General features: G+C 48.3%; 18 protein-coding genes. 6 read left to right on the forward strand and 12 right to left on the reverse strand.

The window, feature by feature from the left end; translation table 11 throughout:
• The first annotated feature begins 2 nt into the window (after positions 1-2).
• The 6 genes from BW956_RS10795 (at position 3) to gcvP (ending at position 7,012) form a co-directional block, all read left to right on the forward strand.
• Complete coding sequence (locus tag BW956_RS10795) at positions 3-341, forward strand: YdbL family probable chaperone protein (RefSeq protein ID WP_010323343.1); 339 nt, start codon at positions 3-5, stop codon at positions 339-341.
• The gene (locus BW956_RS10800) at positions 342-1,382 is read left to right on the forward strand and encodes a lipid A deacylase LpxR family protein (protein WP_076462759.1); all 1,041 of its coding nucleotides are present in this window, start codon (positions 342-344) and stop codon (positions 1,380-1,382) included.
• A gap of 72 nt (positions 1,383-1,454) precedes the next feature.
• Positions 1,455-1,826: a response regulator gene (locus BW956_RS10805; protein ID WP_010323341.1), complete on the forward strand. Its 372-nt coding sequence runs from the start codon at positions 1,455-1,457 to the stop codon at positions 1,824-1,826.
• Positions 1,827-2,450 (forward strand): chemotaxis protein CheX, encoded by a 624-nt coding sequence (locus BW956_RS10810; RefSeq protein ID WP_010323340.1) that lies wholly within the window; start codon positions 1,827-1,829, stop codon positions 2,448-2,450.
• Complete coding sequence (locus BW956_RS10815) at positions 2,434-3,912, forward strand: sensor domain-containing protein (protein ID WP_076462760.1); 1,479 nt, start codon at positions 2,434-2,436, stop codon at positions 3,910-3,912. Before BW956_RS10810 ends, BW956_RS10815 begins: the two co-directional genes overlap by 17 nt.
• A gap of 124 nt (positions 3,913-4,036) precedes the next feature.
• Positions 4,037-7,012: an aminomethyl-transferring glycine dehydrogenase gene (gene gcvP / locus BW956_RS10820; protein ID WP_076462761.1), complete on the forward strand. Its 2,976-nt coding sequence runs from the start codon at positions 4,037-4,039 to the stop codon at positions 7,010-7,012.
• Positions 7,013-7,397: 385 nt separating this feature from the next.
• On the opposite strand, the gene BW956_RS10825 is transcribed toward gcvP, so the two are convergent.
• The 12 genes from BW956_RS10825 to BW956_RS10880 all read right to left on the reverse strand — a co-directional run bounded on the left by BW956_RS10825 (position 7,398) and on the right by BW956_RS10880 (position 20,960).
• Positions 7,398-8,519: an SPOR domain-containing protein gene (locus BW956_RS10825; protein ID WP_076462762.1), complete on the reverse strand. Its 1,122-nt coding sequence runs from the start codon at positions 8,517-8,519 to the stop codon at positions 7,398-7,400.
• A 159-nt stretch (positions 8,520-8,678) separates the two neighbouring features.
• Positions 8,679-10,640, reverse strand: coding sequence for a polysaccharide biosynthesis protein (locus tag BW956_RS10830; protein WP_076462763.1), 1,962 nt, complete (start codon positions 10,638-10,640; stop codon positions 8,679-8,681).
• 62 nt (positions 10,641-10,702) lie between these two features.
• Positions 10,703-11,341, reverse strand: coding sequence for an ElyC/SanA/YdcF family protein (locus BW956_RS10835; protein WP_244894355.1), 639 nt, complete (start codon positions 11,339-11,341; stop codon positions 10,703-10,705).
• Positions 11,342-11,500: 159 nt separating this feature from the next.
• Entirely contained in the window at positions 11,501-12,052 is a 552-nt protein-coding gene (locus BW956_RS10840; RefSeq protein WP_076462764.1) for a sugar transferase, read from the reverse strand.
• Between the two features lie 125 nt (positions 12,053-12,177).
• Complete coding sequence (locus BW956_RS10845; protein WP_076462765.1) at positions 12,178-13,104, reverse strand: UDP-glucose 4-epimerase family protein; 927 nt, start codon at positions 13,102-13,104, stop codon at positions 12,178-12,180.
• Positions 13,105-13,118: 14 nt separating this feature from the next.
• On the reverse strand, positions 13,119-14,348 hold the full coding sequence (locus BW956_RS10850; protein WP_076462766.1) for a glycosyltransferase family 4 protein: 1,230 nt from the start codon (positions 14,346-14,348) through the stop codon (positions 13,119-13,121).
• Positions 14,349-14,351: 3 nt separating this feature from the next.
• Positions 14,352-15,416, reverse strand: coding sequence for a non-hydrolyzing UDP-N-acetylglucosamine 2-epimerase (gene wecB, locus BW956_RS10855; RefSeq protein WP_076462767.1), 1,065 nt, complete (start codon positions 15,414-15,416; stop codon positions 14,352-14,354).
• A 139-nt stretch (positions 15,417-15,555) separates the two neighbouring features.
• On the reverse strand, positions 15,556-16,980 hold the full coding sequence (locus BW956_RS10860; protein ID WP_076462768.1) for an oligosaccharide flippase family protein: 1,425 nt from the start codon (positions 16,978-16,980) through the stop codon (positions 15,556-15,558).
• A 12-nt stretch (positions 16,981-16,992) separates the two neighbouring features.
• Complete coding sequence (locus BW956_RS10865; protein ID WP_076462769.1) at positions 16,993-18,300, reverse strand: glycosyltransferase; 1,308 nt, start codon at positions 18,298-18,300, stop codon at positions 16,993-16,995.
• Positions 18,301-18,840, reverse strand: coding sequence for an acyltransferase (locus tag BW956_RS10870; RefSeq protein WP_076462770.1), 540 nt, complete (start codon positions 18,838-18,840; stop codon positions 18,301-18,303). It lies immediately after the preceding gene.
• A gap of 18 nt (positions 18,841-18,858) precedes the next feature.
• Positions 18,859-19,968: a DegT/DnrJ/EryC1/StrS family aminotransferase gene (locus BW956_RS10875; RefSeq protein ID WP_076462771.1), complete on the reverse strand. Its 1,110-nt coding sequence runs from the start codon at positions 19,966-19,968 to the stop codon at positions 18,859-18,861.
• Positions 19,968-20,960: an NAD-dependent epimerase/dehydratase family protein gene (locus BW956_RS10880; RefSeq protein ID WP_076462772.1), complete on the reverse strand. Its 993-nt coding sequence runs from the start codon at positions 20,958-20,960 to the stop codon at positions 19,968-19,970. The genes BW956_RS10875 and BW956_RS10880 overlap by 1 nt, the downstream gene beginning before the upstream one ends.

The following is a 20,960-nucleotide window of genomic DNA, read 5'->3' on the forward strand; positions in this document are numbered from 1 at the left end:
TCATGAAACTTCGCACACCGCGCATTCTGGCCAGCGCATTTTTGGCTCTGGTCTTCAGCCTGCCGGCGCACGCCCTTTCCCTGGATGATGCCAAACAACAGGGCCTGGTAGGTGAACGTGCAACCGGTTACCTCGGTATTGTCACCGGCTCACCCAATGCCGAATTGAAACGCATGGTCGACGAGATCAACCGCAAGCGCCAGGCGCTCTATCAGGACAAGGCCAGCAAGGCCGGTGTTGCCATTGATATCATGGAACTGCGCACCGGTCAGCGTCTGCAGGAACGCGCCCCGGCCGGGGAATATATTCAGGATCAAAACGGACAATGGCAGCGTAAATAAATGCCGACACGGAAATTGCTGGGCATCAGTGCGCTGATGCTCATCCCTGGGCTGGCTCAAGCCCAGGCAGAGGACCACTGGACCACCAACCTCTACTTTGAAAATGATCTGTTCCGTGAGACCGACCAGCAGTACACCAACGGTGTGCGTCTGTCCTGGGTTTCGCCGGCTATCGACAACTTCATTGATGACCCCAACCTGCCGGACTGGATGCGTGGCGCCAATCGCTGGTTGAGCCCACTGGACCCGGAACCGGTCAAGCTGGGCGAGGATGTAAGCCGGCGCATGATCTTCACCCTGGGCCAACAGATCTACACGCCCAAGGACCGAGACCGCACCACGCTGGATCCGGATGATCGCCCCTATGCCGGCTGGCTTTACGCGGGGTTTGGCTTTCACACGCAAACACGTGACCGAATGAATTCCTTTGAAGCCAATCTTGGCGTGGTTGGCCCCGCCTCACTGGCGCAGGAAGCACAGGACTTTATCCACGACCTGCGCGACTTCGAGAAATTCAAAGGCTGGGATAACCAACTGGAAAATGAGCCGGGGATTCAGCTGATCTACGAACATAAATACCGCTGGATTCGCCATGCCATCACCCCGGACTGGGAGCAGGAAGTGATCCTGCACGCCGGTGGCAGCCTGGGTAATGTCGCCACCTACCTCAATGGTGGCTTCGAGTACCGTCTGGGCTATCATCTGCCTCATGACTTCGGCACCTCGGCCCTTCGCCCCGGCGGGGATAACAGTGTGCCGCGCCAGGGGGACCCACGCCTGAAAATCCAGCAATGGGGCATTCATGCGTTCGCGTCCGTAGATGCGCGCTACATGGCCCATGATATTTTTCTGGATGGCAACACCTGGCGCGACAGTCACAGCGTAGAGCGCAAGCCCTGGGTCGCGGACGCTGCCTTCGGTGTTGCCGCAACCTACGAGCGTTGGAAGCTTTCCTACTCACGCGTCTACCGAACGCGACAGTTTGAGAAGCAACCCGGCAGCCACAACTTTGGTTCGTTGGCCCTGAGCTACACATTTTAGCGGCCGCCGCTTACGTAGCTTACGGGTCTTTGCTATATTGAGCCCCCATAAACCCTTACAAAAAAAGTGATCATGACCGATAGTACGCCGCTTAATATTCTATTGGTGGACGACAGCCGTATCGCTCGCCTCACCATGAAACACATGCTCCAGTCCCTGGAAATGTCATTGAACCTGCTGGAAGCAGGCTCCGCGGATGAGGCCGAGACGGTCCTGAGTACCGAGCACGCCGATATTGCGCTGATCGACTTCAATATGCCGGGACGTGATGGTCTGGAGCTGGCGGCCGTGATCACCGAGCGCTATCCTCATATTCGTATGGCCCTGGTAACTGCCAACATTCAGGACGCCCTGGCACAGCGTGCCCGCGACCTGGGTATGGAGTTTCTACCCAAACCTGCCTCAGTCGAACAACTTGGGGCCTTTATTCGACAGGATACCTGAATGGATCTCTTCAGCCCGGATGAACATGATCTGATTGTCGAGTTGATGAACCTGGGGGTGGGCCGCGCCGCCCATGCCCTGTCCCAGCTGGTCAACGACGAAGTCCTACTGTCGGTTCCCAGGCTGGAGTTCATCTCGGTTCCCGAAGCCCAGGAAGCCTTCCGCAAGGATTTGCCTCCGTTTCTGGCAGGGGTGCTGCAGGATTTTGAAGGCTTTATCAGTGGCCGGGCAGCCCTGCTGTTCCCGGAAGCTCGCAGCCTTGAGCTGGTTAACGCCATGATCGGCGAAGAACTGAGCGCTGACGAAATCACCGAGCTGGAACAGGAAACCCTGGCCGAGCTGGGTAATATCCTGCTGAACCACTGCCTGGCTACCCTGGCCAACCAGCTTAAACAGCAGGTTAAAACGGATATCCCGCGCGCTTTCAACAGCAGTGTCAGCGAGCTGCCCTGTAACCTGAACCTTTCGGCAAACGACCCCAACAACACCCTGGTGATGCTGGTCCAGATCGATTTCAGCCTCAGGCACAGCGCCTTGCGTGGCTATCTTGCATTTGTGATCGACCTGCAATCTGCCGACAGCTTCCTGCTTGCATTGAGGGAATACCTTGCTGAACTCCTCTGACGCCATCGCCACCAGTCTGGATGATATTCTGGACAATATCGACTGCACCGAACTGCTGCATAGTCTGGATGGTGGCGTGCTCTTGCTGGACCGTCAGTGTCGCATTGTTTTCTGTAACCGCTGGATCGCCCAGCACATTGGCCTGCCAGAGAAAGATCTTCTCGGCCGGACCCTGGCCCAGCTATTCCCTGGCATGCTGACGCCGGCACTGCAAAGCGCTATTGAAGATGCCTGCCTTAACCGTATGGGCCGGCTGCTCTCCTACCAGCTGCACAAACGCTTGTTGCCGCTCAAGCAGCGCACGGCCAAAGGTGAGCTGGGTGCCTTGCATCAGTCCATCCTGCTGAGACCGCTGACCCAAAGCGAGCTGACCCTGGTTCAGGTCCAGGACATCACCAACGCCGTTAAGCGTGAGCAGCACCTGCGTGCTAGCGAGCGAGTGCTACGTCTGGAACGGAAGGTACTGGAGTCCATCGCCACAGGCGATAACATGGAAGATGTGCTGGCCGAGATCTGCTACACCATCGAACGCCTCATTCCTAACTCCAACAGTGCCATCCTGCTGCTGAACGAGGATGGCAAGTCGCTGTCAGTGCGCTCTGCGCCTAGCCTGCCCGCGCAGTTTTTACACCGTCAAAGAGGCCTTTCCATGGGCCCTGGTGGCACCACCTGTATCCAGTCAATCCAGCACCGCGCTCTGGTGGTCAGCCCCAACCTGATGGAAGACGAAGCCTGGCAGCCCCTGATCGAAGAAATTAAACGCACCAACATCAGTGCCTGCTGGGCACAGCCGATTATCGCGGCCTATGAAGAACCTCTGGGAGTACTGGCCTGCTACCCACAGCAGCCGGCGCAGCCCAACGAAACCGACAAACTGCTGCTGCAGCGTATGTCCAACCTGGCCGCCATTACTCTGGAGCGTCACAAGCGTATCGAGCGCATCCGCTTCCTCGCCATGCACGACCCGCTGACCGGTTTGCCTAACCGCAGCCTGCTGAACGAGTTACTGGGACGCAACCTGCGCCGGGCATGCCGCGAGGGCAACAAGTTCGCGCTCATGTTCATTGACCTGGACGGATTCAAGGAAATTAACGACCAGCATGGCCATGATGCCGGTGACGACCTGCTCTCGATTCTGTCAGGCCGCATGACCGACCAGCTCCGAGGCACCGACACCTGCGCCCGTATCGGTGGCGATGAGTTTGTGGTGATGCTGGAAACCGTCCAGTCCGTGCAGGCCATTGAATCGGTGGCCCAGAAAATCCTCACCGCCATGAGCACCCCCGTACAACGTGGCCAGATGCAGCTACAGGTCTCCGCATCCATCGGCGTCGCCATTTATCCCGAGGATGGCATGAGTGCAGATGCCCTGCTGACACAGGCAGATGATGCCATGTACAAGGCCAAATCGGCGGGCAAGAACTGCTGGCAGAGTGCCAGCGATCTCGGCTCAGAACAGTAGCAGCGGCCCCTCGCGGCCAGTCCCGGTACTCACTGCTGACGCAACCACAGGTTCCGCTCCAACCCGAACCCTATCCCTGCTAAAATAGCGCCCATTTGATGAACAACTTGGGATTCCAATCAAGATGAGTGAACAGAGCCTGTCGCCGCTGCATACCCTGGAACAGCAGGATGCCTTCATCAGCCGCCATATCGGCCCATCTGCTGAAGAAACCGCTGCCATGCTGGAAACACTGGGCGTTGATAGCCTGGATACGCTGATCAACGAAACCGTGCCCGGCAGCATCATGGTGGAACAGCCAATTCCCCTGCCCGGTCCGAAAACCGAGCATCAGGCTCTGACCGAACTCAAAACGATTGCCCAGCAGAACCAGATCAAGCGCTCCCTGATCGGCATGGGCTATGCCGATACGCTGGTGCCCAATGTTATCCTGCGTAATGTGCTGGAAAACCCGGGTTGGTATACCGCTTACACGCCTTATCAGCCGGAAGTTTCCCAGGGCCGCCTGGAAGCAATTTTGAACTTCCAGCAGGCCATTCTGGACCTGACCGGTCTGGACCTGGCCAACGCCTCACTGCTGGACGAAGCAACCGCTGCCGCAGAAGCCATGACGCTGTGTAAGCGCATGAGCAAGGCCAAGAAAGCCAACGCCTTTCTGGTAGACGACCAGCTGCATCCGCAAACCATCAACGTGATCCAGACCCGCGCCGAGCCGCTGGGCTACGATATAATCGTGGGTGATGTGGAAAGCCTGATCGACGAGCACGAAGCCTTTGGCGTGGTAGTTCAATATCCGGGCACCCAGGGCAACATCCGCAATTTCGAACCTCTGATCGAGAAAGCACACGGCAAAAAAGCGCTGGTTTGCGCTGCTGCCGATCTGATGAGCCTGGTGCTGCTGAAATCACCGGGTGAAATGGGCGCCGATGTCGTCTTCGGCTCCGCCCAGCGCTTTGGCGTCCCCATGGGCTACGGCGGCCCGCACGCGGCATTCTTTGCCACCCGTGATGCATACAAGCGCTCCGTGCCCGGCCGTATCATCGGTGTGTCTGTTGATACCCGTGGCAACCCGGCCCTGCGCATGGCAATGCAGACGCGCGAACAGCACATTCGCCGTGAGAAGGCGACCTCCAACATCTGTACCGCACAGGTGCTGCTGGCCAACATGGCCTCTTTCTACACCGTGTATCATGGCCCCGAAGGCCTTAAAACCATCGCCAGCCGCATCCACCGCCTCACTGACCTGCTCGCCGCTGGCCTGCAGCAGAAAGGCATGGAACTGGCTCATGACACCTGGTTTGACACGATCACCCTGAATGCAGGTGCCGTCCGTGACCAGCTGCTGCAGGCAGCACTGGAAGCCGGCTTCAACCTGCGCAAGCTGGGCGATGACCAGATCGGCATTACCCTGGATGAGCGCAGTGACCGTGCTGAAATCGAAGCCCTGTGGACTGCCCTGTTGGGAGCTGGTCATGGCCTTGATATCGAGGCTTTGGATGCAGAACTGATCGCTCGCGGAGCGAGCTCCCAGAATACTGAGCAGCCTGCCGAAACATCTGAGGACTCCCCTGTGGGAGCGCACTCTGTGCGCGAAAGCATCCCGACAGAACTCAAACGCACCTCAGCTTTCCTGACCCACCCGGTATTCAACGAATACCACAGCGAAACCGAGATGCTGCGCTACCTCAAGCGCCTGGAAAACAAGGACCTGTCGCTGGCCCATAGCATGATCGCGCTGGGCTCCTGCACCATGAAGCTCAACGCCACTGCCGAGATGATCCCGGTAACCTGGCCCGAGTTTGGCGCACTGCACCCCTTCGCTCCGGTCGATCAGGCGCAGGGCTACAAAACGATGATCGATTCCCTGGAAGAGATGCTCAAGGCCATTACCGGCTTTGATGCCATCTGCATGCAGCCCAACTCCGGCGCTCAGGGCGAATACGCTGGCCTGCTGGCCATTCGCCACTACCACCAGTCGCAGGATCAGGGACATCGCAACATCTGCCTGATTCCGACCTCCGCGCACGGCACTAATCCGGCCTCCGCCGCCCTCGCCGGCATGAAAGTGGTACTGGTTGGCTGTGATGATCAGGGCAACGTAGACATCAACGATCTGCGCAGCAAGGCCGAGCAGCATGCAGATGATCTGTCCTGCCTGATGATCACCTATCCGTCGACCCATGGAGTATATGAAGAAGGCATTCGAGAAATCTGTGACATCGTCCACCAGCATGGTGGCCAGGTGTACATGGATGGCGCCAACCTGAATGCTCAGGTGGCGATCACCCGTCCGGCCGATATCGGTGCCGACGTGTCGCACATGAACCTGCACAAGACCTTCTGCATCCCGCACGGCGGTGGCGGCCCAGGTATGGGCCCGATCGGCATCAAGGCACACCTGGCGCCCTTCGTTGCCAACCACCCGGTAGTGGGCATCGATGGCCCTAATCCGAATAACGGTGCCGTTTCCGCAGCGCCCTGGGGCAGTGCCAGCATCCTGCCGATCAGCTGGGTGTATATCGCCCTCATGGGCGGCGAAGGCCTGCGCAAGGCGACCGAAGTGGCCATCCTGAACGCCAACTACCTGGCCAAGAAACTGGGCGCACACTACCCGGTGCTTTACTCGGGTCGTAACGGACGTGTGGCGCATGAGTGCATCATCGACATTCGCCCGCTGAAGGAAGCCTCCGGCATCACCGAGGAAGATGTGGCCAAGCGTCTGATGGACTTCGGCTTCCACGCACCGACCATGTCCTTCCCGGTACCGGGTACACTGATGATCGAACCGACCGAGTCCGAATCCAAGGCCGAACTGGATCGCTTCATTGAGGCGATGGTTCGTATTCGTGAGGAGATTGCACTGGTCGAGGCAGGTGAACTGGATGCGGACAATAACCCGCTGAAGAACGCACCGCACACCCAGGCTGATATCATCGATGCGGAGTGGGATCGCCCCTACAGCCGTGAACAGGCCGCCTTCCCCACCGCCTGGATGAAACAGTCCAAGCTGTGGCCGATGGTAAACCGTATCGACAATGTCTATGGCGACCGCAACCTGTACTGCAGCTGTGTACCCGTTGAGGCCTACGCAGAAGACTGATCAGTCTTCCGCAGGCTCGCTCTGCGGGGGCTTACCCTGCAGAGCTTAATCTGATGGCTTGCCTTGTGGCACTTGCTTTGTGGGAGCACTTTGTGGGACCGCGCTCCGCGCGGGAACGGTCTTTGCGTTTGCCCACAAATGTAAGCCCAAAGAAGTAGACAGATCTATTCGCCCACAGAGTGGGCTCCCACAAATAGCAATTACTCGCAACTCTAATGCAGAGCATAACAGTGTAGGAGCTAACTCTGTGAGCGAACAAGCGGAGCTAAGCCATTCTCCCAAGGAGCGGGCCCTCACAAACTCAGGCCCACTTCCTCACTGAATGAGCTCTAGCAGCATCAAACACGCCCTGTGGGAGCGCACTCCGTGCGCGAACTGACCAGCCCTAACGCTTCACCACAAAGCAATCCTGCTTATGAGCCTGCAGGGCTTCACACAGCACACTCGCATCACCACGAACACTGAAAGCCCCTACCCAAATCTTGTAACTGCTCTGCTCTGCCAGGTATTTCACCCGTGGTTCCCAGTTACCCAGCACGCTGCTTTGCTTCTGGGCTACTTTAGCCGCCAGTGACTCAGCCCCTTCTGCATCCTTCACAGAGGCCAGCTGAACATAGAAGCCTTCAGGGAATACCGGCTCACTTGCACTCTCGACAGGGGGCTCAACGACAGCCGTTGAAGGAGTGGAAGGTTCATCTTTGGCTGGCTCAGGTTCTAACTGCGCTTCAGCCTGATCTTCAATTTCACCCTCTACAGCAGGGGCAGGCTCCTCGATCACAGTCCGCGCAGCCTGATCGGATGATGATTCGGCAGCGACGGCAGTTTCAGCCACCTCTGTTTGCATTTCTGTTGAGACAACCTGAGTAACTGAAACGGCCTGATCTTCAGCTTGAGAATCAGTCTCTTGTTGCCCAGAAGCGATGTCTGCGTCAGTAGGCTCTTCGGACTGAACACTGCTGGGGGCTGCTTCCAGCACCGACCCCAAGCCTGCAAGCAATACAGGCGCCCCCGCTGTTCCAAGCCCCGTTTCTGATTGCAGCTCATTCACACGCGCTACCAGCTTCGCGGAATCCACTTCGAACTGCTCCTGCATCTTTGGCCAAACCTGTTCGGCTCGTGGCTCGCCACTGGCCTTTGCCATATGCATCCAGGCCATGGCTTCCAAAGGATCAGCATCACCTCGTTTGAGATACAGAATTGCCAGCTGGTACTGCGCGCGGGGATGCCCTTGCCTGGCAGCTTCCAGCCACCAGTAACGAGTTTTCTCCAGGTCCACTTCACCCGGCATGTAGTAGTGCAATCGCCCGAGCAACACCTGGGCTTCTGTATGCCCCTGCTCAGCCGCCTTCTGCAACAGCTGCTTTGCTTTGCCGAGATTTTGTTCGACGCCGATACCGTTCATCAGGGCTTCGCCCTTTTGAAAATCGGACTGGGCCTGCGCAGATACACTTCTGTCACTGCTTAAAGCACTGACAGCAGCCGGCGTAATGACCAAAGAAGAAAGCAATACTAGACTCAGGCAAGCAGCCTTCGAACGGACTGCTTTCAAGCGGATCATGGGTACAACCACTCCAAATATTCAGGGTCCAGTAAGGCTAACAGAACAGATATAACCAGGTGAATTAAAACCCTAAAAAACCGATTGAATTTAAACGCTTAGCTCAAATCACTGATTAATTTTGGATTGTACAAGCGACAGTTTTTCTTCATTTGCAACAGCACTGGAAACCAGTAAATCAACCACCTCACCACGGGGTTGGTAACCACTCACAAGGCGTTGCAGCAGCTCCCGAATGGGCAGGGCCTCTCCGCTCTCGCAGTAACTGCTAATCTCAGCCAATACGGGCTCTAACTGACCCCATGCAAGCGACTCTTCCTCTGCCCGCATAATCATGGGGTGTTCAGTCTTGCTTACATTTTCCCCTATCAGCAATTCTTCATACAGTTTCTCACCGGGCCTCAACCCTGTGTACAGGACTTCAATGTCACCCTCCGGGTGAAGTTCATCACGCACGCTCAAGCCGGCCAACACAATCATTTCACGTGCCAGGTCGGCAATGCGAACAGGGCTGCCCATATCCAGAACAAATACATCGCCTCCCTCACCCATTGAACCGGCCTGAAGGACCAGCGCAGCTGCTTCAGGGATTGTCATGAAATAGCGGGTAATCTCGGGGTGCGTCACCGTCACTGGGCCGCCTTGCTCAATCTGGCGACGAAACAGGGGAATGACTGAGCCGGATGAGCCCAATACATTACCAAAGCGCACCATCACAAAGCGTGTTTTCTTGCCCGCGTCGGACTGGCTTAGCGCCTGCAGTACCAGCTCAGCTACACGCTTGGTCGCACCCATCACATTGGTGGGACGAACCGCCTTGTCCGTTGAAATCAGTACAAAATGCTCAATACCCGCATTAAGTGCAGCAGTAGCCGTTGCCCAAGTACCCACAACATTGTTGCGAACCCCAGCGGCCATGTTGTACTCGACCATGGGCACATGCTTATACGCGGCCGCATGGTAAACCGTGTTCACACTGAAGCATTGCATCACCTGTGTAAGATGGCCCCTGTCGGTCACACTGCCCAAAATGGGGACCAGGTTCAGCGCCAGACCCTGATGTTCAATCAGCTGCTTTAGCTCAGCCTCAATACTGTAAAGTGCATACTCTGAAAGCTCGAACAAAACCAATGTCGCGGGTTGCTGCTGAACAATCTGACGACAGAGTTCAGAGCCAATAGACCCCCCCGCTCCTGTGACCATAACCGTCTTCCCGGTTATGCAGGCCCCCATAAGCTCGGGCACAGGCTCGACAGCATCACGACCCAACAGGTCTATCACGTCCACCTCACGGATATCATTAACACTGATATCCCCACTGGCTAATTCGGAAACACCGGGCAATACCTTCACCGTCACCGGGTAAAAACTGATCCTATCCACCAGGCGTCGTCTTTCCGCACGGGTCAGCGCCGAAATCGCGAGCAGTACAGAGTCCACCCCGAAGCGCTCAATCAGGTCAGCCAGCTCCTCAGGCGAATGCACGCGCAAACCGGCAATTTCAGTGCCCTGCTTTTGAGGATCGTCATCCACAAAGGCAACCGGCTGCAGGTCACGCGCAGCAATCAGCGCGGAGGCAAGCTGCGCCCCTGCCTCTCCGGCACCATAGAGAATCACGGCTTCGTGTCGTACCTGGCGCTGCCGCCCCTGAGAGAATCGATGAATCAACCAGCGCGCATAAAGCCGGCTGCCCGCGATCAGCGTCAAGGCGATAAACCCATAAATGAAGAACACCGAGCGAGGAGCTGGAACATCCAACAACGTGAGTACCGCAACCCAAATAAGTACCGACAGCACCACGGCCTTGAATGACAGCCAGAGTGTCATGTGCCCCATATAACGAATAACTGCACGGTAAAGGCCCAGTTTCGCCATAACCGGCACCGATACCAACGGAACCAGCAAACAGGGCAGCCAGTACTTTTGCATAGGCTCCACGATATCGCCCAAGCGCAGCGACAGCGCCATCCAGCAAGCCATAAAAAGCATTACATAGTCAGACAGCACCACAATGAACTGCTTGGTACGTCTGGGCGCCTGAAGAAAACGGCGCAGCAATGGATAGAGCATTAAACGCATATCCTTAAGTTCAAGTGGCAGTCAAGCAAAAAAAACGAGCACTGAATCTGGATTCATTCCCAGCGTGCAGCCAGCAGCCCCAGTGTTTCGTAGAAAGCTCGTTCGCTCTTTCGCAAATGACGCGCTGAAGGTATCCAGTATCCAAGCGTATCGCGATCATCCCTGAGCGCAAGGTAATGGGTAGGAGCCGGTATAGGCTGCAGACCGGCAGCACGGAAGTGTTTTACAGCTCGGGGCATATGCGAGGCTGAGGTAACCAGTATCAATGAAGCCCCCTGCCCCAGCAAACGTGCAGCGGCCTGAGCTTCTTCGCCCGTATCTCTGGGCTCGGTTAATGCCAGGATATGCGGCTCAGGTACGCCCAACTGATGCGCCAAAGCAGCATACCCCAACGCCATAGCAGGAATATCAGGGCGCCGGTCAGTACCGCTCACGATAAGCGGAAGATCAGGTGCCTGTTGCCATAAACGCAGCCCTTCGGCCAAGCGGTTTATCGCTGCACCGGACAGCTGACCCGTTAGTGTCCACGGCTGATTGGGCTGATAATCTGCTCCAAGCACCATCACTGCTTTGGGCTGCTGATCGTGGGGAAAGGCAACAAGAGAGGGGTAGTCCGACTCAAAAGGCTGTAACAGGCGATCAGCCACTGGCGCCCAGCTCAACAGGGCCAGACTAATGACTGAAACACACATACAAATACGCCCAGCCCCACGCCGAACACCCAAAATCATGCCGATCAAGAACAGGCCAAAGCATATCGGCAAAGGCATCAGCAAGTAGGCAGCCAGCACCTTTACCAGCGTATATAAGTCAAAACCCATCATCATCGTGTAACCAGCTACAGCATCAGATCACTGTCGAATACGGTCGCCCGTCCCTTTGCCCAGTACAGTCAGTACGATAAAGCGAAAATAACTGGCGAGACTCAAACCACGAATCATCTCTGCATCAACTTCTGCCAAATGCTCGGGAGTCGACATATCAACACCGTTCACTTGAGCAAGACCCGTAATCCCCGGGCGAACATTAAAAACGCCCTTACTGCTTCTTGCTTCAGTCAGCTCAGCTTGATTAAACAAGCCAGGTCGCGGCCCTACCAGGCTCATCTCTCCCTTGAGCACATTCCACAACTGCGGCAGCTCATCAAGTTTGGTGCGACGCAAAAAGCGACCAAAAGGCGTAACACTGGAGGCACTGGCAAGATGAGTTGCTACGGATGCCGTATCGACCGACATGGTCCTGAATTTGACCAGTGTAAACGGCTTCAGGTGCCGCCCTACGCGTTCCTGGCGAAACAAGGGTGAACCTGTATCAAAAAAACCGATAACGAGCAGTAGCAATAACACCGGTGCCCCAAGCACCAGCCCCAACAGCGAGAAAACGATATCCAGACAACGAATCAAATCAGACTACTCAGCAAAAAATTTTAAAGGCTGGCCGCATGCTAGCATGCCAATAGGTCAAAATACCTGTGAGAGCGCACTCTGTGGGAGCGCACTCCGTGCGCGAAACTCTCCTGGCAAAAACCTCACTCAAAACACCTTTTCATACCCTCGGCGAACGAATACGGCGGCTCCCAATCCAGCAACCTTTTAGTCTCACTGATATCCACCTGCAACGACCCCAGCACTTTCTCAGCCATTGCCTTCTTACCCAACACACTTGCCCCTGCCCACAACAGGGGCTCAGGTACAGGGATCAACCTGGATGACTTACCCATCCCCTCAGCAATTCCCCGCAGAATCTGAGTGGTAGACACATCTTCATCATCGCCAGCAAATATAACCTGGTTTGCTGCAGCCGGATGATCAATGCACACACGAATCAAATCTACCAAATTATCCAGCCCTACCAGGGTGCGTTGATTATGCACAGCGCCCAAAGGCAAAGGAATGCCTTTCTCAACCCAGCGCACCAAACGGCCAAAGTTTCCAGGCGCATTAGCCCCATACACCAAGGGCGGACGGATGATAACCACTTCCATATCGGTCTGTTCAGCAATGTGCACCAACCCCTGCTCTGCTTCCCATTTGGACTGAGCGTAAGGTTCAGAGGGGTTAGGGCGATCGTTTACTGTAAACGGTGCTTTATTGCTGACGCCATTGACACCAATGGAGCTCAGGAAGATGAAGCGTTTGACGCCAGCTTTAGCGGCTTGTCGGGCGAGGTTTAGGGTGCCGTCGACGTTTACGGTGCGGAAGGTAGCTAGAGGATCTAAGCTATTATGGGTGGTGATGTGGGCGCGGGCAGCTGTGTGAATCACAACATGCTGACCAGACAGGGCTTCAAAAAAGTCAGTATCAGAACCAATACTTGGCATTACAATCAAGTCGTCCACAAGCAGTTGAACAGGACGGCGAACAGTCGCAAAAACCCTAAAAAACGGCTTGGACGACAACTCTATTGCAGCGTTACAACCGATAAAACCGTTTGCGCCAGTAAGTAGTATGTTCATGATAGGACTATATATTAATGACTGAAAATAATACTTGAATACTTTTTGGCTAGCATTCCATACTCATATTGTTCTAAAGCCGATTTGCGCCCGTTTTGTCCCATTTTTTCTCTTTCCGAAACTGGCATTTGATACAATTTCAATACTGCACTAGCAAGCTTTTCTGAGTTCTCTGCCGGAATTTGAAATCCTGCACCATTCTCAGAAACCGGTTCATAATCACCAGACTCTATACCATAAATTACAGGTTTTGCCGCGTAAAAATAATCAAATAGTTTATTAGGTGACACTCCATAAAGGAACAATGGGTCTTTCTTAAGACCAATATAGCAAACATCAAACCTGCTAAGCATTGCTTGAATTTCAGCCTTATGGATAGCATTGATAAAGATAACATTGTTGAGTTTTTTCGAGCTAACTAGAGACTGTAAATGAAATCTTTCTTTACCATCACCAACAAGGACAAAACAAATTTCAGAATAGTTTTTTAACTTTTCAGCTGCTTCAATCAAAGTATCCAACGCATTAGTGACCCCCATTGTTCCAGTATATCCAATGATAAATTTATCACTTGGTACTTGGCTTGCTACATTTTTATTCAAAAGTATATTTTTCTGTACTTCTTCTAGTGAAAAACCGTTTGGAATCCATGTAAATTTTTCATGTGGCAGGCCATGATTTTTCATATGACGGAAAGAGTTTTTCAAATTTGATATTACCAGATCAGATTTCTTGTACGCCCTTTCTTCAATCAACTGCATCATCCAAATAAATGGATTATTCCTACGGTATCCACCTATATCGACAAGAGTTAAAGGCCATATATCCCTCACTTCAAAGACCAGCTTTGAGCAATATTTTTTAGCGATATATTCAGCACCCAAAAAAGATAATAAGGAAGGCGAAGAGCAAACAACTACATCAGGCTTATCCGTAATGAGTTTGGGAAGCTTACAAATAGCCCAGGAGAAAAAAAACCAACCTAAAACTCTTTTTTTACTATGTGCTTCCTTATAGGAAGGCACATCACACCAAACCATGCTAAATTTATTTGTTACTGTCTCAACTTTAAAACTTTTATTAATATCAGGCCTACTCCTTAAAAGATGATGGTTTGCAGATGAAATTAAATAGACTTTATATCCAAGTTTGGCCAACTCCTTACCCAAATAATAATGTCGACCGGCAAATCCATAATCCGGTGTGGAAGCATATTGGTTAACAATCCAAATAGTTTTACTCATCTATCAGCCTTTGCAAAGTTGCTTAACTATTCTTTCTGCAGCCATCCCCCCACCATAAAGCTGAATAGTGTCTTTCACATTGCGGCCTATATTGCGTATAGTTCCATCAATTATCTTATTTTTATCAGCACCCACTAGCTCATTGGCACCAAAATCAATAAGTTCTACCCATTCAGTTTGATCTCGCATTGTTACGCAAGCTTTCCCGAAAAAGAAGGCTTCCTTCTGAACCCCTCCGCTGTCAGTCAATACCAGCTCGCAGTGATCCAGCAGCCAGATCATCTCGAAATAACCTACAGGACTGATCATGTGAACTCTCAGTTCCAGCCCTTGTAGAGCGATCATCTGACGGGTGCGCGGATGAAGCGGAAGGACTACAGGTGCGAACGATGTGTTGATCTCGTTCAATGCTGCCACGATTGCAGCCAGGCGCTCAGGATTATCGGTATTTTCGGCACGGTGCAAGGTGGCCAAGATGAAGCCCTCAGGCAAACCACCCGTTGGGGCGCGAGCTTTTTTAGCAAACAACAGCGCCGAGTCCTGCATTACATCGCCTACCTGCAGTACGTGCACTTGCCTGTGGGCAAAGCCTTCGTTATTAAGGTTATTCACGGCGGTATTGGTGGGGCAGAACAACAAGTCACTGATCTGATCGGTGAGGATACGGTTTATCTCTTCCGGCATCTGCATGTTAAAGCTGCGCAGCCCCGCCTCTACATGAGCAACGGGGATATGTAGTTTGGCTGCAGCAAGAGCACCGGCCAAGGTAGAGTTGGTATCGCCGTATACTAGTACACGGTCAGGCTTGTGCTTGAGCAACGCCTGTTCAATTTCTGCCAGCATGCGACCGGTCATTTGACCATGGCTGCCACCATGGATATCAAGTTGGATATCCGGTCGCGGGATACTGAGCTGGTTAAAGAAGATTTCTGACATATTAGAATCAAAATGCTGGCCAGTATGTAGAATAACTTCTTCAATGCTTCCCGATAATTTAGCCATACGTGAAACAACAGATGCCTTTATAAACTGAGGGCGTGCACCTATAACTGTTAGTATTTTTTTCATCAATTATATTTCACTAAAATAATTATATCTAATATCATTGATTCGTTAGAATACGAGTCTGGCCAAAGACGGCTGAAAGACTCATGCTAACGGATCTCCACCCGTAGGCAACCGACACTAATTTAGCATTATTATAGGACTATATTTTAAAGTATCTCTTTATTAGAAGAAGCTCTTTATCACTAAAAAATTTAAAGTAAAAAACTGATGAAACAAATAATAAAATTAATAGTAATTTATAGACAATATACGAACCATAAGAAGCCATAAAAAACTTACCAATAAGAACAATTAAAAGGCTTAAAGAAAAAGACTTTAACAACAATATCCAGTCGTGAGGAACATAATATAGATTTTGACTATTGTAAATAAAATAAACAGAAATAACTACCGATGAGATTAAAGTAGAAAAAGCAGCCCCTTGCAACCCCCAATATGGAATCATAGTGTAATTTAAAACAAAGCAAATTAAAGCACCGATAAAGTTGCCTTTTAGAAAAATATCAGTTTTTTTATAAATTACCATTCCAGGCATAAAAATATAAACATTTATAAGAAAAATAGTCGGCATTAATAAAGGAATAAGTCCTGATGATTCCTTATAATCATCAGTAGAAAAAAAACCAACTATTAAGTCTGAAAACAGGGAAATGACAATAAAGAAAAAGGATGCAAAAATAAAAAAACATCTAAAAACAACTTCTATATTTTTAGGTGTTGTTGTTAGCTTATGATAATTATAAATAAGAGGGCTAAATGCAGCTTGAAACCCAGTCATTAATAAGCCAAATATTGACGATATTTTATAAGCTAGTGAGTATATTGCAACATCTGAAGAGCTCAAATATAAGCCAATCATAACTCTATCAATATACAAAATAGACCAAACAAACACCCCAGAAAAAACCAAAGGAATAGAGAATCTTAGCATTTTCCTCAAAAAAGTTAAGTCTATAAAAAGAAAAATTTTAAAACGAGCAGAAAGAAGACTAATAATAAACCCGGACATAGATCCAATCAGAAGCCCCAATAGAATGCCTGCTAAACCGAAATCATAATAAATCGTAAATAAATAAGAAGTGATTAAAGTAATTATAGAACATAGTATGTTTGAAATGGCATAGTATTTTGGCTTAAAGGAGAATCTCATGTAAGTTTGCATGAAATAAAACATTCCTTGAATCCAAATATACCCAACACCAATCAAAAATAGAAATTTAAAATCTTCCGTGAGATTAATAAAATTAATTATATAATCTGAAAAAAATACAGCGATAAGAGAAGCAAGTGTATATAGAAACAGTGAAAACCAAAAAGCTGTTGAAAAAATTAAACTTTTATCTCTGATACTTTTTTCACTATAATAGCGCGCAAAACCTTGATGAATTTCAAGAGTCAAAGTTAACTTTACAAAGTGCGAAAAAATCAAAAAAAGATCAAGATTCCCGTACTCATTAACGGTAAGAACCCGAGTATAGAGAGGTATTAATAGGAAACCAATACCTCTTGATAGAAAAATTGGTATTGTGTATAAAAAACTATCTTTCAATAATTTATGAATCATCTTAAATACCTTTTAGGGTTCTTTGATGAACTCTAAAAAAGCATTTTCAACCTCAGGCCTATGTGAAAGACCAAGTGAATCCACTCCTTTATTTTTTATGATTTTATTTACTGAACATTTTATTTCTTCCCTAGATAAGCCAACACCTTCAACATAAATAACGGTATCAGGATGATAGTACCAATCAGCAGGAATGTCATTTTTTATTAGCTTCAAATATCGCTTAGCCACACACCTTGCATCCCATTTATCCTTAACAAAACCTTCAGATAAATCTCCTATTTTTTTTCTTAATGAATCATCGTCAATCATTTTTTTAATCGCACACTTCATTTTTTCGGGATGGCAAGTCATTGTAGGTGGCCACATATCACTGTGAGTAACTTCCTTTAATTTACCTAATCCATAACCTGCAACTACTGATGGTTTAGAAAACCAAGCGGCTTCTTTAGAGAGGCCGGCCATAGGAGTATCACTGTAAAGCTGATCTACTATGAAGTCACACTTCATAATCTCTAAAAGTATTTGAGAAAATGGAACACCCTCTATCTCAACATAATCAATTAAATAACCTTCTCTTTTTAACTCACTAATAATATTAAAAATTTTTTCAGTACCTTTTACATATCTGTGGCTTGGACAATGCAATATTCGTATAGGTTTATTTTTAGAAATATTATTTCTATTAGCATTATACTCACTGGTAGTATAATACGATGGAAAACCTATATCGAACCAATTTATGAATGGTTTCTTTGAGAAATACGATGTTGATAAAGGTGCTCCAATAATATGAGTGGCATATTTCTGATGCCATTCAATCATTCTTTTACTATATCTAACACGCCGCAATATTTCAGTTTCATCTGGCGCAGTACCATCTTTAGAATATAAAGCACCATTAATATATGCCGGTCGAGATTCAGACCCTAATCCAATATTCGAAATCACAACCTTACCCATCCATTTTAGAATAGGCAAGTCTAGATTAAATGGAAAAAGAGACCTTCCAAAAGAAAACACAAAAACATCATATTTCAATATTGCTAGAAATGCCCAAATCGCTATCAATATTAATTCAACTATTAACATTGGGTAAAAAAATGGATTTATTTTTCTAATCTTATTCCTTTTATTTCCAATTTTTTTACTGAGCAGTATTAGAAAAGGGTCATTATTTTTTTCGGAATATTTAAAATGATGATCTTTATAAGTAACATAGTCACAATCAACTCCCAATAACTCAAAGCCTTTATGGAGCTGATTGTTATAATTTGCTATTTCAACAGGGGCAATCAGTATTTTTTTTTTAGTTAGCATTTATTCTATGTCAGAATCATTTTTTATGGTTGACATTGGACGGCAAGGCGTTCCAAAAGCTTTAGTATCATTTGGTATGTCATTTATTACAAAACTATTAGCTCCGATAATAGAACCTTGACCTATTGTTACTCCCTTTGATATCACCACATTTGGGCCAATATAACACCTATCCCCAATGTAAGTTTCACTATATTCAATTGATTTTAATCCCCCTGAAATAGTTTTCTCCACTGTATCATGTGAATAAATTTGAACACCTGCAGATATGGTACAATTAGACCCTATTCTAAGCCCACCACTGCCATCTAATATGGTATATGGCCCAATCCATGTATCTTTTCCTACAGATACATCACCTAGAACTAAGCAGCTATCATAGACGGATGTTCCACTGCCAAAACCTAGAGTTTTGGATTTTTCCCACCTGTCAACAATATAGTCACCAAACGGGAGTGTTCTACAAAACTTATTATTAATTTCAACCTGTTTACCTAACCAGAATCTCTTTAAAAAATAAAAAAATATTTTTTTAATCATATTATCAATATTGTATAGCTATCCATACATGATTTTATTTAATTTTTCAAATACAAACTCAGTATCTTCGAAGGTCATTTTTTCATAAAGTGGTAAAGCAAGCCCTTGGTTATGTAAATTTTCTGAATTATTTTTTACTTCACACTCTACTCCCCATATATTTATAAAAGACATACTTTGCGCCCCAACACCAGCTTCAACGCCTGATTCATGTAATTTTTTTATGATATTATTTCTATTATGAGAGGGAGCAAGGACAATCATGAAGGTTTGCCAGCTATGACCATCTAAATATTCAGGTGTATTTATTAAGTTAGCATTAGCAAGAGGTTTTAATAATTTTAAATATTTATTAACTAAGGCACGCCGTTTATTAATCCAGCTTTCCAAATATGGCAACTGCTTACGTCCCATTGCAGCCTGAAAATTTGTTAATCGGTAGTTTGTACTCGGTACTATAAAATCCATACCCCTTTCATTTTTTACCATTCCATGATTTCTTAGCATTCTAAGTTTCGCGGCCATTCTGGAACAGTTGGTCGCTACAGCTCCGCCTTCACCAGTTGTCAATGTTTTCCTTGGGTGAAAAGAGAAACAGCCTAGGTCGCCAAATGTACCAGCATATCTTTTATTAATATTCGAGCCTAAAGCACATGCTGCATCTTCAATTATTTTCAGATCATATTTTGATGCTATTTTTTTAATAGTCTCCATATCAGCAATACAACCAAATTCATGTACAGGCATTATTGCCTTTAATTTTTCTTCTCCATTCCAATTTTTAACAACATCCTCAAGTAAGTTTGTATCTATCGTATAATTTAAAGGATTAACATCAACGAATACTGGTTGAGCACCACACATTGCAACTGCATTTGCGGAAGCCGGAAATGTAAAATCAGGAACTATTACTGCATCACCTTTCCCGATACCTAACGCAATAAGTGAAATATGCAATGCGGCAGTTCCTGATGAAACAAGTACTACATGTTCACACCCTAAAAAGCTTGCCAACTCTTTTTCGAAAGCTTCAGACTCGGCGCCATGAACTAACTGGCCGCTTTTAATTACATCTACTACCGATTGAATAGCTTCATCAGGTATATTGGGAGATGCTAATCTCAGCATTACTTTTCCTTAAATATTTTTGATAAATCTGGCAGAGAGTTTTCGTTTTTTGAAATCCAATCCGCAGTTAACTCAATACCTTCATTCAAATCAATTCTTGCCTCAAATCCCATTATACTTTTAGCTTTTTCACACTTTGGAATTCTTAATTCAATATCTGCTGACAGAGAATCTTTGAATACAATTTTAGATTTGCTTTTTAGTATTCTGCACACTGATTCTGCCAGCCCGTAAATAGTTGTCACTGCACGCGCATTACCAATATTAAAAGATTCTCCAACTGCATCTTCATGCTCCAAGCATTTCAGAACTCCGCTTACCATATCATCAACATAACACCAAGCTCTTATTTGGCTACCATCTCCAAATATAAATAAGTCCTCCCCTTTAAGAGCTTTCCTTATAAAAATCGATAATGCTCCTTCACCTGTTTGACCAGGGCCGTACACATTGAAAGGCCTTACTGTCACAGTAGGGAGTCCATACTGCTTATAGTACGCATGAGCCATATGCTCACCAGCAAGCTTGCTTACTGCGTAAGTCCATCTTGCTTCACCTACTGCACCCGTTACGGCATGATTAAGCTCATCAACCTTATAAGCATTTGAGCCAAATACTTCAGAAGTAGAAAAATCGACAAATCTTTCAATAGTGCCTATTTCTTGCGCAACCTGTAAGACATTTGCGGTGCCAATCATGTTGACCCGCATTGTTGAGACCGGATTTTTTACTGTAGATTCGATACCTGCTATTGCTGCTGCATGAATGACAATATCTGAACCTTGCATGTGCTGTCTTAGCACTTCCAAGTCAAGAATATCACCTTTTATCTTAGTTATATTATGATGTTCCGAAAAATCTGTATAATCTAGTGAGTTTCGAGTGTAGTTATCGAAGGAAATTATTTTGTTGTTACCAGCAAGCTGAGAGATTAAACGACTAGCAATAAAGCCAGCACCACCAGTAATGAAAATTTTCTTATCTTTAATCAC

This window comes from Marinobacterium stanieri (genome assembly GCF_900155945.1).
In the GTDB taxonomy this organism is placed as follows: domain Bacteria; phylum Pseudomonadota; class Gammaproteobacteria; order Pseudomonadales; family Balneatricaceae; genus Marinobacterium; species Marinobacterium stanieri.